Annotated in this window: 13 protein-coding genes and 1 riboswitch; of the genes, 4 read left to right on the top strand and 9 right to left on the bottom strand. The window is 54.0% G+C overall.

Features of this window, described 5'->3' with window-relative positions; all coding sequences use genetic code 11:
- Positions 1-90: 90 nt before the first annotated feature.
- Positions 91-942 carry a glutamate racemase gene (gene murI, locus ACFX4O_RS20615; RefSeq protein WP_131412836.1) on the bottom strand — a complete coding sequence of 284 codons (852 nt, stop codon included), beginning with the start codon at positions 940-942 and terminating at the stop codon, positions 91-93.
- A complete protein-coding gene (btuB, locus tag ACFX4O_RS20610) occupies positions 887-2,737 on the bottom strand; it encodes a TonB-dependent vitamin B12 receptor BtuB (RefSeq protein WP_380210816.1) in 1,851 nt (616 codons plus the stop codon). Before btuB ends, murI begins: the two co-directional genes overlap by 56 nt.
- A gap of 65 nt (positions 2,738-2,802) precedes the next feature.
- A riboswitch (cobalamin riboswitch) is annotated at positions 2,803-2,975 on the bottom strand.
- Between the two features lie 117 nt (positions 2,976-3,092).
- On the opposite strand from btuB, the gene trmA reads away from it, so the two are divergent.
- Positions 3,093-4,199, top strand: a complete 1,107-nt coding sequence (gene trmA / locus ACFX4O_RS20605) for a tRNA (uridine(54)-C5)-methyltransferase TrmA (protein WP_131412953.1) — start codon at positions 3,093-3,095, stop codon at positions 4,197-4,199.
- Positions 4,200-4,474: 275 nt separating this feature from the next.
- Here the strand turns inward: trmA and ACFX4O_RS20600 are convergent, their stop codons facing one another.
- From ACFX4O_RS20600 to fabR, 3 genes are all read right to left on the bottom strand, one after another.
- Positions 4,475-4,924, bottom strand: a complete 450-nt coding sequence (locus tag ACFX4O_RS20600; RefSeq protein WP_380210814.1) for a hypothetical protein — start codon at positions 4,922-4,924, stop codon at positions 4,475-4,477.
- Between the two features lie 242 nt (positions 4,925-5,166).
- Positions 5,167-5,526, bottom strand: coding sequence for a YijD family membrane protein (locus ACFX4O_RS20595; protein ID WP_380210812.1), 360 nt, complete (start codon positions 5,524-5,526; stop codon positions 5,167-5,169).
- A 3-nt stretch (positions 5,527-5,529) separates the two neighbouring features.
- Entirely contained in the window at positions 5,530-6,174 is a 645-nt protein-coding gene (fabR, locus tag ACFX4O_RS20590) for an HTH-type transcriptional repressor FabR (RefSeq protein WP_380210810.1), read from the bottom strand.
- 196 nt (positions 6,175-6,370) lie between these two features.
- Here fabR and sthA point away from each other — a divergent pair, with 196 nt between their 5' ends.
- Positions 6,371-7,771, top strand: coding sequence for a Si-specific NAD(P)(+) transhydrogenase (gene sthA, locus ACFX4O_RS20585; protein WP_380210808.1), 1,401 nt, complete (start codon positions 6,371-6,373; stop codon positions 7,769-7,771).
- Here the strand turns inward: sthA and oxyR are convergent.
- From oxyR to argC, 4 genes are all read right to left on the bottom strand, one after another.
- A complete protein-coding gene (oxyR, locus tag ACFX4O_RS20580) occupies positions 7,754-8,671 on the bottom strand; it encodes a DNA-binding transcriptional regulator OxyR (RefSeq protein WP_131412846.1) in 918 nt (305 codons plus the stop codon). The two genes, sthA and oxyR, sit on opposite strands and share 18 nt — an antisense overlap.
- Positions 8,672-8,932: 261 nt before the next feature.
- Entirely contained in the window at positions 8,933-10,306 is a 1,374-nt protein-coding gene (gene argH, locus ACFX4O_RS20575) for an argininosuccinate lyase (RefSeq protein ID WP_045512284.1), read from the bottom strand.
- 74 nt (positions 10,307-10,380) lie between these two features.
- Positions 10,381-11,157: an acetylglutamate kinase gene (gene argB, locus ACFX4O_RS20570; protein ID WP_131412850.1), complete on the bottom strand. Its 777-nt coding sequence runs from the start codon at positions 11,155-11,157 to the stop codon at positions 10,381-10,383.
- A 13-nt stretch (positions 11,158-11,170) separates the two neighbouring features.
- The gene (argC, locus tag ACFX4O_RS20565) at positions 11,171-12,175 is read right to left on the bottom strand and encodes an N-acetyl-gamma-glutamyl-phosphate reductase (RefSeq protein ID WP_380210805.1); all 1,005 of its coding nucleotides are present in this window, start codon (positions 12,173-12,175) and stop codon (positions 11,171-11,173) included.
- A 169-nt stretch (positions 12,176-12,344) separates the two neighbouring features.
- Here argC and argE point away from each other — a divergent pair, with 169 nt between their 5' ends.
- Positions 12,345-13,496, top strand: coding sequence for an acetylornithine deacetylase (gene argE, locus ACFX4O_RS20560; RefSeq protein WP_380210803.1), 1,152 nt, complete (start codon positions 12,345-12,347; stop codon positions 13,494-13,496).
- 262 nt (positions 13,497-13,758) lie between these two features.
- The gene (ppc, locus tag ACFX4O_RS20555) at positions 13,759-16,410 is read left to right on the top strand and encodes a phosphoenolpyruvate carboxylase (RefSeq protein WP_380210802.1); all 2,652 of its coding nucleotides are present in this window, start codon (positions 13,759-13,761) and stop codon (positions 16,408-16,410) included.
- Positions 16,411-16,446: the final 36 nt, after the last annotated feature.

Here is a 16,446-nt window from a genome sequence, read left to right as displayed (position 1 = left end):
AGTGGAGGCGCATTATAGGGAGTTAATTTCCGCTGACAACCCCTAATTTCAAAAAACTTTTCAACCGTCTCTTTTTTGCGCAAAACAGCCCTAAGGCACCAGTTTTTCGAGCTTTTTGAAACCATAGCGCTGCAAAACGGGCAACAATTGCGCAGTCTCTGGGGTTAACGCCATGCAATAAGCAATATTCTCATCAGAAGATTTCGCATCCGGCGCTTCGTGTTCAAGCAACCAGGCAGTACGTCGCGCAATTGCCGCGCCTGAATCGATCAAACGCGTCCCTTCCGGCAACACTTGCAACAACTCTTCTTGCAGTAAAGGAAAGTGCGTACATCCCAGTACCACCGTATCCGGTGGCTCTTTCATGCGCAGCCATGGGCGAAGGATATGTCGCAGCTCATCCAGCGAGACCGTTTCACCATGCAATTTCGCTTCCGCCAATACAACCAGCTCCGCCGAACCCAGCATTTCAATCCGGCACTCATTCGCGAAACGCGAAATCAGCTCATGTGTATAAGGGCGCTTCACCGTACCCCGCGTTGCCAGCAGCCCTACCACACCGTTTGCTGTTAGACGCGCGGCGGGTTTAATGGCCGGCACCACTCCAACAACAGGGAAGGAAAACTTATCCCGCAGCGCGGGCAACGAGACGGTACTCGCCGTATTACAGGCGATAACGGCCAACGCGAGGGGGTATTGGGCCTGAACGGCGGTAACGATCTCGACAACACGCTCAACAATAAACGCTTCGCTTTTCTCGCCATAGGGGAAAGCGACATTGTCAAACGCGTAGATGTAATGCAGATCCGGCAGGAGATGCCGGATCTCATCATAAACGGATAACCCACCGACGCCGGAGTCAAACACCAGCACGGTGGGACGCGCGTCAGAAGGTGTAGCTGCCAGACAAGGTGTATTCCCGTCCTGCAGTTTGGTAGCCATATGCTGTCTCGTACTCTTTATCGAACAGGTTGGCGATTTTACCACGAACTGTTAAATGAGAGGTCACAGGATATGAGGCAGAAAAATCAACCGTACTATAACTTGGCAAAATACGTTGCTCAGGATTATAGGTTGACGTGCGGTTGTCATAGCGCTTACCGAAGTACTCCCAGGCCAGATCCATATCGACGTTGAATACGGACCAGTCAAGCTGGTATTTCGCCTGGCGCTTCGCACGACGCGGCAGCACTTCATTGGTTTCATCATCACGCGGGTCAATATATTGCAGCGTCACGCGATGCGAGAAAATGCCGGTATCGACGCTTCCCGTCCACTCAAGGCCTTTAATGGTGGCTGAGTTGATGTTGTAGTAAGCCGTATCGCTGTAGGTGATCAGGTTTTCAATCTCATAGCGATAGGCAGACAAACGCCAGTCCAGCGGGCCGGTTAAGCCTTCAATACCCGCTTCCCACTGTTTGGACTCTTCCGGCTTCAGATTCGGGTTAGAAGCGATACCAAAACGCTTCGCGCCAAACTGCTGACCTAAAGAAGGTGCCAGGAAGCCGGTGCCGTAAGAAACGGTCAGACGGTAATTCTCAACGAATTCCCAGCCTGCAGCGGTCTGCCAGGTGCCATGCCAGCCGAATTCATCATCTTTATCTTCACGGCCCGAGGCTTCCAGCGTGACATCGCCAAACTGCTGCATCCCGTTCAGGTACAAGCCCGTGTTCTCACGGTCATAGGCATCGCGCGTCGTTTTATTTGATGAAACCAGGCGCTCCTGCTTCCAGTCGACGCCCGCGCCAACAGAACCTTTGCCCACATCAACGTTGTTGCCCCACTGAATGTATCGCTGCTCCATATCATCCAGCGTGGTGCCATCGTTATAACGGCCATAAATGCTGCTGTAGTTGTAGTCTTTGCTTTTCTGGTAGCTGGCCAGCAGCTGGGACGAGTAGATCCCCTGCGCGAAATTCAGCCCGGTATCCCAACCCTGTACAAACAGCTGGCGCTCATCAGCGCTGTAGTCTGCTGAGAACGGCGCGCTGCCGAGGTCATAATCCACGTTGTTGCTAAAGTTGTAGCCGCGAAAGAAGCCGTCAACGTTGTCGTTGAACTTGTGTTGCAGGCTGCCCCAGAACGTTTTGTTGCGGTAGCCATCGCGATCTTCGTCATGATCCCAGGTTGAGCCGGGCTGCACGTTAAAACCGCGCGTGCTGGTATAAGAACCCGCCGCCGTCGCCACGGTGTCGCCAAAGCGCTGACGAAGCGTGCCGTCATACGTCTGGTAGCCCTTCGAGCCAACGCCGGCATTGATTTGCGATTTCTCATTGCCGGTCATGGTAATGACGTTAACCACGCCGCCAATCGCCCCGGAGCCATACACGGCAGAGCGCGGCCCGCGAATATATTCAACGCGTTGTACTAAAGAGAGCGGGATTTGATTCAGCTCGGGATCATTGGAAATCCCGGAGCGCGCAACCGGTACGCCATCAATCAGCAGCAGCAAGTGTTTCGCTTCTGTACCGCGCACATAAACCGAGGCGGTTTGACCTAACCCGCCGTTTTGCGCGATATCAACCCCTGGCAGGCGACGCAGCACATCAACCAGTGAGCGCGACTGCCAGCGATCGATGTCCTCACGCGTAACCACTTCAGTCGGTGCAAGCACCGTCTTAGCCGGTTGTTGAAAACGATTTGCTGTCACCACCAAATTGTCTGAGCTGCTATCTTGCGCCCAGCCGGAAAAAGCTGTGACGGAGAGCGCCGTCAGCAGCGAAGCTTTTTTAATCATTGTGAAAGCATCCACAAAAGAGTAAGGATGCCGCAGGTTCCATCAATAGCACGCGATGATGTCAACCAGATGCGACGTATACCGGCAGGTCTTCGGGCTTGGAGGTACATCAAGAAAGCGACTTCCCACCCAACAGGCAGTGTCTGCTCTCTCACCTTGATCCTTACCGCTGCGCGTCAGCCCCAGATTCTCACTGGATTCCCTTTTAACTCACAGGACCGGAACAGGGATGCTACATTCGGTAACATATGGATGTCCAGACTGCTAACGGACTATTTAGCTCACATCCGGGGCTGGACATCGCCTGAGCAATGCCTACAATCCCCGCGTTATTCTTAATCACTCAGGAAGCATGATGACCCCCGAACACCTGCCGACAGAACAGTACGAAGCCCAGCTGGCCGAAAAAGTGGTGCGTCTGCAATCGATGATGACGCCTTTTTCCGCGCCGCTTCCGGAGGTGTTCCGCTCACCGGTCAGCCATTACCGTATGCGCGCCGAGTTCCGCATCTGGCATGACGGTGACGATCTCTACCACATTATTTTCGATCAGCAGACTAAGTCCCGCATCCGGGTCGACAGCTTCCCGGCGGCGAGCGAACTGATTAACCAATTAATGACGGTAATGATCGAGGCGATACGCGGGAATAAAACGCTGCGCCATAAGCTGTTCCAGATTGACTACCTGAGCACCATGAGCAACCAGGCGATTGTCACTCTGCTCTACCACAAAAAACTGGATGACGAATGGCAAACAGAAGCGATGCAGTTGCGCGACGCGCTGCGCGCGCAGAACCTGAATGTGCAATTGATTGGCCGCGCGACCAAAACCAAAATCGAGCTGGATCAGGATTTTGTCGACGAGCGTCTGCCGGTCGGTGGCAGAGAGATGATCTACCGTCAGGTGGAGAACAGCTTTACACAGCCTAACGCGGCTATGAACATTCAGATGCTGGAATGGGCACTGGATGTCACGCGTCACTCCACTGGCGATCTGCTGGAGTTGTACTGCGGCAACGGCAACTTCTCGCTGGCGCTGGCGCGCAATTTCGATCGTGTGCTGGCCACCGAGATCGCCAAGCCATCCGTGGCGGCAGCGCAATACAATATCGCGGCTAACCACATCGATAACGTGCAAATTATCCGCATGTCCGCCGAAGAATTTACTCAGGCGATGAATGGCGTGCGCGCATTTAACCGTCTGCAAGGTATCGATCTTGCGAGCTACCAGTGCGAAACGATTTTCGTCGATCCGCCGCGCAGCGGGCTGGATGCGGAAACCGAGAAAATGGTGCAGGCTTATCCGCGTATTTTGTATATCTCTTGCAACCCGGAAACGCTGTGTAAAAACCTGCAAACGTTGAGCCAGACACACGATATTTCACGTCTGGCGCTGTTCGATCAATTCCCCTATACGCACCACATGGAGTGCGGCGTACTGCTTACGCGTAAAAACAAATAACGTTATTCACGCCATATAAAATACTGCGACTCCATTTAACGGTTGGCCTGTGAACCAGGCCAACAGAATAATAGCGGTAAGATGTAAATTATTGCCGCCCGCAAATATTAATTTATCAGACAAGTTACTATTAAGGATCGTGATCGCGTTAACATTATCTCGCGACAACTTGTGAATTTTCTGAGGTTATATTTATATCACTGAGGGTGTTTTGTCATGATATAAAAATCTCAGCCCTGAACGAAACAGGGCTGGAATGTAATGCGTTTTAAGGGTTATTTATCGGCAATAAAATGGTCGTCATCACCCACCGGAATATAAACGCGCACCCACTCTTTACCGTCGACGATATCCCAGCTGTGACCTTCGCCCGCCGTGTCTGCCGCAATCAGAACAGTGCCGGGTTCGATGATGAAGGTTGAGCCATCGCTAACCTTGAACTTCAGTTTACCTTTCATCGTCACCACGTATTGCTTCTTCGGTGCCGGATGCACCCCTTTCTGCCACTCTTCGAACGTATTACTAAAATAGAGATTTTGCGAAGAGAGCTTTGCCAGCGAGGGAACCGAACCTTTGATAAAAGCAGAGTGGTTATCTTGCGTATTAATGAGCTTTACCGCCGGAATACGATGTTCGCTCCCGTTCGTTTTTGGGGTATCCGCGAATCCGGCTACCGAAATAACGAAACCGGCAGTGGCTAACAGAAGTTGTGTTATTTTTTTCATGAGGATGTCCAGAGTTAATTTTAGCCTGCAGCCTGGATCAAGAGATCGTCAAGCAACGGAATAAAATGCCGAAACAGTACATCAGATGAAATGTGTTTTGCCGTAGATTTTTTTAATTAATAAATTATTGATGAATTCTGGCAGGGCTTTATTTTGGATGGGAACAACCCAGGGATTTATACTTTTCAACTTTCAATGCATTGAGGATGAAAACGCCCTCCCGGCGAGAGGGCATTTAACACTTACTCGGAGGCTTCGTGTTTGCGGCCGCGCAGACGAAAACCAATCCAGAAAACCAGCACCACCGACAACACGGCAGGCAGGAAGTTAGAACCGATATCCGGATACTCCGCGCGTACCACTGTGCTGTAAAGCAGCACACCGAGGATAAAACACGCGGCGGCAAGGCCTGGCAGCCCCACCGGCATAGTGCGGTTTTGATAGCGCTGATGCAGGCAGTACACCGTTAGCACCAGCGAAATAATCGGGAATATGGAAAACGGTACAATAGAACTGAACACGGCAGAAAACGTGCCGTTAATCGATAAGCCAGCGATCAGCGCCAGCAACAACGTACCTTTATCTTGACCAGACTGTTTCATTACTCATCCTTCACTCGTCGGTTGATGCGCCAGTTTTTCCTGTTCACGGCGATACCAGTAATACGCGCCTTTTGAAATCATGCGCAATTGTAGTACCAGTCGCTCTTCTAATTGCCTGCGTTGTTCCGTCCCCACATCCAGCGCTTCAGCACCGGCGTTGAAAACAATTGTCACCATCGCTTCGGCTTGCGCTTCGGTGAACGCTCGCGGCATATGGTTTTCGAGTTCAAGGTAGTCGGCAAGTTCCGCAATAAAATGTTGGATCTCCCGTGCCACCGCCGCTCGGAAGGCCGCAGACGTTCCAGAACGTTCCCGCAGCAGGAGCTGAAAAGCATTGGGGTTATTGCCGATAAATTCCATAAATGTGGAAACTGACGTGCGGATCACGCTACCGCCTTTAGCAATACGCTGGCGCGCCTGACGCATCAGTTGGCGCAGCATTAACCCGCTTTCATCCACCATGGTCAGCCCGAGCTCGTCCACATCCCGGAAATGACGATAAAAAGACGTTGGCGCAATACCCGCCTCACGGGCGACTTCCCGCAGGCTCAGGCTGGCGAAGCTACGCTCCGCGCTGAGTTGGCTAAATGCGGCTTCGATCAGCGAACGCCGCGTTCTCTCTTTTTGTTGCGCTCTTACACCCATCACGATGTTTGAATCCTTCCAGGGGCCCGCTGGCACTATACCAGAGAATAAATCCGATTCGATTGTACTGGATTGTGACTGATTGTTTACGCGCAGTTTCTTCTTTTTCGTAGCAAAAGAGCACAACGATAATTGGGTTACCGCCGCTTTGATGTTAGTCTTATGTTGCTTTTATGTATAAGAACAGGTAAGCCTTACCATGCCACATTCCTACGATTATGATGCAATAGTAATAGGCTCCGGCCCCGGCGGCGAAGGCGCAGCCATGGGCCTGGTTAAACAAGGAGCACGGGTCGCGGTTGTTGAGCGTTACCATAATGTCGGCGGCGGCTGTACGCATTGGGGCACTATCCCCTCAAAAGCGTTGCGCCACGCCGTTAGCCGTATTATCGAATTCAACCAGAACCCGCTCTACAGTGACCATACTCGCCTTCTCCGCTCCTCTTTCGCCGATATCCTGAACCATGCTGAAAGCGTGATTAATCAGCAAACGCGCATGCGTCAGGGCTTTTATGAGCGTAACCGTTGCGAAATCTTAGAAGGCAATGCCCATTTTATTGATGACCACACACTGGCGCTGGAGTGTCACGACGGGACAGTCGAAACCATCACCGCCGAAAAATTCGTTATCGCCTGCGGCTCACGCCCCTATCGCCCTGCTGATGTCGATTTCGCCCATCCGCGCGTCTACGACAGCGACTCAATTCTTGATATGCACCACGAACCCCGCCATGTGATCATCTATGGAGCTGGGGTGATCGGTTGCGAATACGCATCGATCTTCCGTGGTATGAACGTCAAAGTGGATCTGATCAACACCCGCGATCGCCTGTTGGCGTTCCTTGATCAGGAGATGTCGGACTCACTCTCTTATCACTTCTGGAATAGCGGTGTCGTTATCCGCCATAACGAAGAGTATGAGCGTATTGAGCCGCTGGACGACGGGGTGATTATGCACCTGAAATCCGGCAAAAAACTGAAAGCCGACTGCCTGCTCTATGCCAATGGCCGTACCGGTAACACCGACAGCCTGCAACTGGCGAACATTGGCCTTGAAGCAGATGGGCGCGGTCAGTTGAAAGTTAACAGCATGTACCAGACCGCACTGCCGCACGTCTATGCAGTGGGTGATGTGATTGGTTACCCAAGCCTGGCATCAGCGGCTTACGATCAGGGCCGCATTGCCGCACAAGCAATGATCAAAGGCGAAGCCACAGCACATCTGATTGAAGATATTCCAACCGGGATTTATACCATTCCGGAGATCAGTTCCGTGGGCAAAACCGAACAGCAGCTCACCGCTATGAAAGTGCCGTATGAAGTGGGTCGCGCGCAGTTTAAGCACCTGGCGCGGGCGCAGATTGTTGGTATGAATGTCGGTACGCTGAAGATTCTGTTCCACCGCGAAACCAAAGAGATTTTGGGGATCCACTGCTTTGGCGAGCGCGCGGCCGAAATTATTCATATCGGCCAGGCGATTATGGAGCAGAAAGGCGGCGGTAACACCATTGAGTACTTCGTTAACACCACCTTTAACTACCCAACCATGGCGGAAGCCTATCGGGTAGCGGCGCTAAATGGCTTAAACCGCCTGTTTTAACGCCGTGTCGAAATGGCCATCCATCGCACCACGGATGGCCTCTGCCAGCTGCTCATAGCGGTTGCGCAGCGGCGAGCCTGGGCGATACACCAGCCCAACCGTGCGTTTCGGCTCAGGTTTGATACACGGCAGATACACCACGCCATCGCGTTTACGCTCTCGCGGAACGGAAAGCGCAGGCAGCAGCGTGATGCCACTCCCGGCAGCCACCATATTGCGCAGCGTTTCCAGGCTGGTTGCGCGGAAATGCGTATCTTCGTCCGCACCCGCTTCGAAGCAGAAACCCATCGCCTGGTCACGCAGGCAGTGCCCGTCTTCCAGCATCAGCAGCTTTTCGCCCGCCAGGTCGCCCATCGGCACGCATTCACGGTTCGCCCACGGGTGATCTTCATAAATCGCCAGCATCATCGGCTCATCGTACAGCGGCACCTCAATAAAGGCTTCGCTCTCTTTCACCAGCGCCAGGATCGCACAGTCGAGCTTGCCACTGTCCAGCTGTGCCAACAGTTGATGCGTCTGCGCTTCATGCAGATACATTTCCAGTTTCGGGAAGGTCTGGTGCAGCAGCGGAATGATATGCGGCAGCAGGTAAGGTCCAACGGTTGGGATCAAACCAATATGCAGCGGGCCGGACATCGCTTCCCCCTGCTGGCTTGCCATTTCCTTCAGCACTTTGACCTCGCGCAGCACGGTGCGCGCCTGATCCACCAGCAACAAACCCGCCTGGGTGAACAGCACTTTGCGGCTGGTACGCTCCAGCAGCATCACACCAAGTTCATCTTCCAGTTTACGGATCTGCCCACTCAGCGTGGGCTGGCTGACGTGGCAGGAATCGGCTGCACGGCGAAAATGGCGGTGTTCGGCTAACGCCACCAGGTACTCAAGATCACGAATATTCATTATTCATCCTCCGTCGCCACGATAGTTCATGGCGATAGATAGCATAGCAACGAACGATTATCCCTATCAAGCATTCTGTTCAATAATTGGCACCAGAAACGAAGCGGTGCCTCACTTACCCCGTGATGAGACAACTGACTCTGCTTCTCTCTGAACAACTAAAGCCAACGTGAACGTTTTGCGGACCTGAGAGTCCGCTTTTTTTTTTGCATAAAAAAGCCCGGCGTAAAGCCAGGCTCCTGTTTGCAAACAGCGCCGCGCTTATACCAATCGCGCCTTCGCATCCGCAATCGCCTGCGCTACCTGCACCGGTGACACACCGCCTTTCGCCGCGCGTTTATCAAGGCAGGATTGCAGGGACAGAATCGGGTAAACATCGTCGCCAATCACATCGCTGAATTTTTGCAGATCGGCAAGCGGCAGATCTTCCAGCGGCTTGCCCTGCCGAATCGCTTCTACCACTGCTTCCCCAACAATATGATGTGCTTCGCGAAACGGTACGCCTTTCGCGACAAGGTAATCCGCCAACTCAGTGGCATTGGCGTAACCCTGCTGCGCCGCTTCCTGGCAGCGCGGGCGTTTCACTTGAATACCATCCAGCACCAGCGCCGCCATGTGCAGGCAGTCAAGCCAGGTGTCGAGCGCGTCGAACAGCCCTTCTTTGTCTTCCTGCATGTCTTTGTTGTACGCCAGCGGCAAACCTTTTAGCGTCATCATCATGCCGGTAAGCGCGCCCTGCACACGGCCGCACTTACCGCGGATCAGCTCCAGCGCATCCGGGTTTTTCTTTTGCGGCATCAGCGAAGAACCCGAGGTCACGCGGTCAGAAAGCTCAACAAACGCCGCTTCGCCGGAGTTAAAGAAAATCAGGTCTTCGGCAAAGCGCGACAGATGCACCATGCCGATTGAAGCGTCAGAGAGCAGTTCCAGCACGTGGTCGCGGTCGGACACACTGTCCAGGCTATTGCGGGTTGCCGAGGCAAAACCCAGCCAGCCGGCTAACTGCTCACGGTCGATTTCATAAGCCGTTCCCGCCAGCGCGCCGCTGCCCAGCGGACTGACATCCAGGCGTTTCAGCGTATCCTGCAAGCGGCTTTCATCCCGCGCCAGCATCTCGACGTAGGCCAGCGACCAGTGCGCGAACGTCACCGGCTGCGCGCGTTGCAGGTGCGTGTAACCGGGCATGACTGCGTCCTGGTTATTTTCCGCCGTCACCACCAGCGCGCTCTGCAACTGGCGATTCGCCAGCAGCAATTCACTGATGGTGTCTTTACACCACAGCTTCAGATCGGTAGCGACCTGGTCATTACGGCTGCGCCCGGTGTGCAGTTTTTTGCCCAGTTGGCCAACCTTATCAATAAGCTTACCTTCCACCCAGCTGTGAATATCTTCCGCATCGCTTTGCAGGATCTGTTGCGGGTTGGCGCGAACCTCTTCCAGCAGATTGTTCAGCGCCTCTTCCAGTTGCTGCTGCTCAGCCGCTGTCAGTACGCCAACGGTTACCAACGCTTTGGACCAGGCCACAGAGCCAACGATATCCTGCTCCGCCAGGCGATAGTCAAAGCGCAAAGAGTCGTTGAACTGTTTGAACCGTTGATCCGCTGCCTGAGTAAAACGCCCGCCCCAAAGTGCCATAGTTTGCTTCCTTCTCTTTATTCGTTTTGCCGGATGGCGCTACGCCTGCCCGACCTATATAAATTGTTGTGTCGTTACGCCAGAATGCGGGTGCCAATTGGCGTGCCGTTAAACAGCGCGGGGAGCTGCTCGGCATGACGCCAGGAAGCAATATCTACCGGCCGGCCCAGCGTACGCGCCGCATCCAGCGCTGCATTTACCTTCACGATCATGCCATCGGTGATGATGCCCTGTGCAATCAATTGCTCCGCTTTCGCCGCTGTCATCTCGGCAATACGCTGGCCTTTACCATCCAAAATACCGCTGACATCAGACAGCAGGATCAGATCCGCACCCAGCGTTGCGGCCAGCGCAGTTGCCGCCTGATCGGCGTTCACGTTCATCAGCTCACCTTCATCAGTGACGCCGATGGAGCTGATCACCGGTAAGAAACCGCCATCAAGCAGTGCATTAATCAGTTTCGGTGAACCCGGCTGAGCCAGGCCCACATGCCCAAGCTCTTCATCCAACTGTGTCACTTTCACGCTGTCACCATCGCCAAGAAACAAGCCAACAGAGGCAATATGGTGTTTCTTCGCCCACGCTAGCAGGGTTTTGTTGGCCGTACCGGCCAGCGCACCGGTGATGATGTCAATCTGATCCGCCGGGGTCACGCGCAGGCCGTTTTTCTTCTTCACCGGCAGATTAAGCTGTTTCATCAGCTCATCCACCACGCAGCCGCCACCGTGGACAATCACTAACGGGCGCTGATGAGATTCACGATATTGCACCAGTGCCGTAAACAAACGCTCCAGCGCTTCCTCGCTATCCAGCAGTACGCCACCGAGCTTAATAATTAATGGATTCATCATCACGCCTGTTCAATTAAATAAGGGACTGGGTTTCAGCATAGCCAAAACGAATATTCGCGCACTGTACTGCCTGCGCCGCCGCGCCTTTCAGCAGGTTATCTTCCGTGGCGACGACAATCAGGTGCTCATCTTGTACCGCAAAACCGATATCGCAGAATGGCAGGCCAACCACGTTTTTCAACGCCGGAACGCCTTTGTCGTATAAACGTACCAGCGGTTTGCTGTCGTAGGCTTGCTTGAACACATCTGCTACCTGCGCGTGGGTCACGCCCGGTTGCAAACGGCAAGTAATGGTTTCGAGGATGCCACGCGGGAAGCTCGCCAGGTGCGGGGTGAAAATCACACTCGCGCCAAGATGTGTGGCGATTTCCGGATGGTGCCGATGGTTGAAAACGCCGTAAGGTTGCAGGCTCACTTCGCAGAAACTGTTAGAAAGCGCCGCTTTGCGCCCCGCGCCGCTTACGCCGCTGGTTGCGTTGATCACCGGCCACTGGTTCAGATCCAGCAGCCCGGCGTCGATCAGCGGTTTTAACGACAGTTGCGCCGCCGTCGGGTAGCAACCCGGCACGGCAATTAACTGCGCTTCTTTCAATTTGTCATGGTTCCACTCCGCCAGCCCATACACCGCCTGTGCCAGCAGATCGGCGTGCTGATGGGTGAAACCGTAGAATTTTTCGTAAAACGCGGGATCGTTAACGCGGAAGGCGCCCGAGAGATCGAACACCACACATCCCGCCGCCAGGCAGGTTGGTGCCAGATCGTGGCTGACTTCATGGGCGGTCGCAAGGAAAACAATATCCACGCCATCCAGGAAATCGCCAATATCGGACATCGGCTGTAACGGGAGATCAACAATGCCTTTCAACTGCGGATGTAAATCAGAGATACATTTTCCTGCATCATTACTTTGCGCAGAAACCGTCAAAGCGGTTATGTTCATATGAGGATGGCGATTTACATAGGTCACTAGCTCTGCACCAGCATAACCGCTGGCACCCACAATTAATGTGTTCAACATTGGGGCGGTTTACCTTCTTACGTCATGTGTGCCAGGGAAAGACTCGGCATCAATCCCGCGTCGCTGAGCAAAGTCGCCGCATGGGTTCCCTTACGCTCAACATTATTGTATTTTTATTCACATTTAGTGCATGAATATTGATACTATCACGAACTCAGGTATGTCAACAATGAAAATGAATTTGCCACCATTTATCGAGATCTACCGCGCCCTGATAGCCACACCGTCGATCAGCGCGACGGAAGAAGCGCTGGATCAGAGTAATGCGTCTTTAATCAATTTGCTGGCAGGATGGTTTGGCGACCTCGGTTTCACGGTTGAAGTGCAGCCGGTCCCCGGCACCCGCAATAAATTCAATATGCTCGCCAGTGCCGGAACCGGTGCGGGTGGCCTGTTACTGACCGGTCACACCGACACGGTGCCGTTTGATGACGGGCGCTGGACGCGCGACCCGTTCACGCTGACCGAGCATGAAAACAAACTCTACGGCCTGGGCACTGCTGACATGAAAGGCTTTTTCGCCTTTATTCTTGATGCGCTGCGTGACGTCGATGTGACAAAACTGAGCAAGCCGTTGTATGTACTCGCCACCGCCGATGAAGAAACCAGCATGGCCGGTGCACGCTATTTCTCCGAGAACACACAGTTGCGCCCGGACTGCGCCATTATTGGCGAACCGACCTCGCTGCAACCGGTGCGTGCGCATAAAGGCCATATCTCCAATGCGATTCGCATTCTTGGTCAATCGGGCCACTCCAGCGATCCGGCGCGCGGCGTCAACGCCATCGAACTGATGCACGATGCTATCGGCCATATTTTGCAACTGCGCGACAGCCTGAAAGAGCGTTATCACTATGACGCGTTCACCGTGCCATATCCCACGTTAAACCTTGGGCATATTCACGGTGGTGATGCGGCAAACCGTATCTGCGCCTGTTGCGAACTGCATATGGATATTCGCCCGCTGCCGGGCATGACGCTTAACGATCTCAATGGGCTGTTAAATGATGCGCTGGAGCCGGTAAGTTCCCGCTGGCCGGGTCGTTTGACCATTTCCGAACTGCACCCGCCGATTCCGGGATACGAATGCCCGCCGGATCACCAACTGGTAGAAGTGGTAGAAAAACTGCTCGGCGTCGAAACCGAAGTGGTGAACTACTGCACCGAAGCGCCTTTTATTCAGACGCTTTGCCCGACGCTGGTGCTGGGGCCAGGGTCTATCAACCAGGCACACCAGCCGGATGAATACCTGGAAACCCGCTTTATTAAACCCACGCGCGAACTTATCACCCAGGTTGTTCATCATTTCTGCTGGCACTGACGTGATTTTCGCTTTTTTACCCCCTCGTATGAGGGGGTTTTTATGTGCGGAAAAGCGTGACAATTGTCACGATCCCATAAGCAATACTTATTGGACACGATGCGAATTAAATTTCGTAAATTGTCGGCATTTATTCGTTTGCTGAAGCGATTTCGCAACAATTGACGCGGTGGGTTTTACGTGGCTTTATAAAAGACGGTGTCTTATATCTGCTCAATGACAGGTATAACAAAATAAAATGAGATGGGGTGTCTGGGGTAACATGAACGAACAATATTCCGCTTTGCGTAGTAATGTCAGTATGCTCGGCAAACTGCTGGGAGATACCATCAAGGATGCACTGGGCGAGAACATTCTCGACCGGGTAGAAACAATCCGTAAGCTGTCCAAATCTTCTCGCGCCGGTAATGAAGCCAACCGTCAGGAGCTGCTCACCACCTTGCAGAATCTGTCCAATGACGAACTGCTGCCGGTAGCGCGCGCGTTTAGCCAGTTTCTGAACCTTGCTAACACCGCTGAGCAATACCATAGCATTTCAGCGAAAGGTGAAGCGGCCAGCAACCCGGAAGTGATTGCCCAGACCATCAGAAAGCTGAAAGACCAACCTCATCTCAACGAAACCACCATTATTAAAGCGATTGAATCGCTGTCGCTAGAGCTGGTGCTGACTGCGCACCCGACCGAAATCACTCGCCGTACGCTGATCCACAAAATGGTGGAAGTGAATAACTGCTTAAAGCAGTTGGATAACAGCGATATTGCCGATTATGAACGCCACCAGCTGATGCGCCGACTGCGCCAGTTGATCGCCCAGTCCTGGCATACCGACGAAATCCGCAGAAACCGCCCAAGCCCGGTAGATGAAGCCAAATGGGGCTTTGCGGTAGTGGAAAACAGCCTGTGGGAAGGCGTGCCAAACTATCTGCGCGAGCTGAACGAACAGCTGGAAGAGAACCTCAATTACAAACTGCCAGTGGATTTTGTTCCGGTGCGCTTTACCTCGTGGATGGGCGGCGACCGTGACGGCAACCCGAACGTTACCGCCGATATCACCCGCCATGTCCTGCTGCTCAGCCGCTGGAAAGCAACCGATCTGTTCCTGAAAGATGTTCAGTTGCTGATTTCCGAACTGTCGATGGTGGAGTGTACCGACGAGCTGCGCGAACTGGCGGGCGCGGAAGGCGCGCGCGAACCGTATCGCTACCTGATGAAGAAGCTGCGCGGCGATCTGATGGCAACCCAGGCCTGGCTGGAAGCACGCCTGAAAGGCCAGAAATTACCGAAACCTGCCGGGCTGCTGACGCAAAATGAGCAGCTGTGGGAACCGCTCTACGCCTGTTATAAATCGTTGCAGGCCTGCGGCATGGGCATTATCGCCAACGGCGAGCTGCTCGATACATTACGCCGCGTGAAGAGTTTCGGCGTGCCGCTGGTGCGTATCGACATTCGCCAGGAGAGCACCCGCCATACAGAAGCGCTGGGCGAACTGACGCGTTACCTGGGCATTGGCGACTATGAAAGCTGGTCTGAAGCCGATAAACAGGCATTCCTGATCCGTGAACTGAATTCCAAACGTCCGCTGTTGCCGCGCCAGTGGGAACCAAGCGAAGAGACGCGCGAAGTGCTGGACACCTGCCGGGTGATCGCCGAAGCGCCGCGTGGATCCATCGCCGCGTATGTGATCTCAATGGCGAAGACGCCGTCCGATGTACTGGCGGTTCACCTGCTACTGAAAGAAGCCGGTATCGGCTTTGCTCTGCCGGTCGCACCACTGTTTGAAACCCTTGATGACCTGAATAACGCCGATGATGTAATGACCCAGTTACTGAATATCGACTGGTATCGCGGCTTTATTCAGGGCAAACAGATGGTCATGATTGGCTACTCCGACTCGGCGAAAGACGCGGGTGTGATGGCAGCCTCCTGGGCGCAATATCAGGCGCAGGATGCGTTAATCAAAACCTGCGAGAAAGCCGGTATTGAGCTGACCCTGTTCCACGGTCGCGGCGGCTCTATTGGCCGTGGTGGCGCACCGGCCCACGCCGCGCTGCTCTCGCAACCGCCAGGCAGCCTGAAAGGCGGCTTACGCGTTACCGAACAGGGCGAAATGATTCGCTTCAAATACGGTCTGCCGGAAGTCACCATCAGCAGCTTGTCGCTCTATACCAGCGCCATCATGGAAGCCAACCTGCTGCCGCCGCCGGAGCCCAAAACCGAATGGCGCCATATTATGGACGAGCTGTCGGATATCTCCTGCGATATGTACCGTGGCTATGTGCGTGAAAACAAAGATTTCGTACCGTACTTCCGTTCCGCCACGCCGGAGCAGGAACTGGGCAAACTGCCGCTGGGTTCTCGTCCGGCGAAGCGTCGCCCGACCGGCGGTGTTGAATCGCTGCGCGCGATCCCGTGGATCTTCGCCTGGACGCAAAACCGCCTGATGCTGCCAGCCTGGCTGGGCGCGGGTGCGGCATTGCAGAAAGTGGTGGAAGATGGCAAACAGAGCGAGCTGGAAGCCATGTGCCGCGACTGGCCATTCTTCTCCACCCGCCTTGGCATGCTGGAAATGGTGTTCTCCAAAGCCGACCTGTGGCTGGCGGAATATTACGATCAGCGCCTGGTGAAACCTGAGTTGTGGGCGCTGGGTAGCGAACTGCGCAAGCTGCTGGAAGCGGATATCAACGTGGTGCTGGCCATCGCCAACGATTCGCACTTAATGGCAGATCTGCCGTGGATCGCCGAATCTATCCAGCTGCGTAATATCTATACCGACCCGCTGAACGTGTTGCAGGCCGAGTTGCTGCACCGCTCGCGCCTCTCGGAAGAAGAAGGCAAAGAGCCGGATCACCGCGTTGAGCAAGCGCTGATGGTCACGATCGCCGGGGTGGCGGCGGGTATGCGTAATACCGGCTAATTTATCTGTTCTCGCAAAAGGCCACACTGGTTGTGG

The sequence above is a fragment of the Kosakonia sp. YIM B13571 genome, assembly GCF_042788095.1.
Lineage (GTDB): Bacteria > Pseudomonadota > Gammaproteobacteria > Enterobacterales > Enterobacteriaceae > Kosakonia > Kosakonia quasisacchari.
The sequence above is the reverse complement of the archived record's forward strand: the minus strand, read 5'-3'. Positions and strand labels throughout refer to the sequence as shown.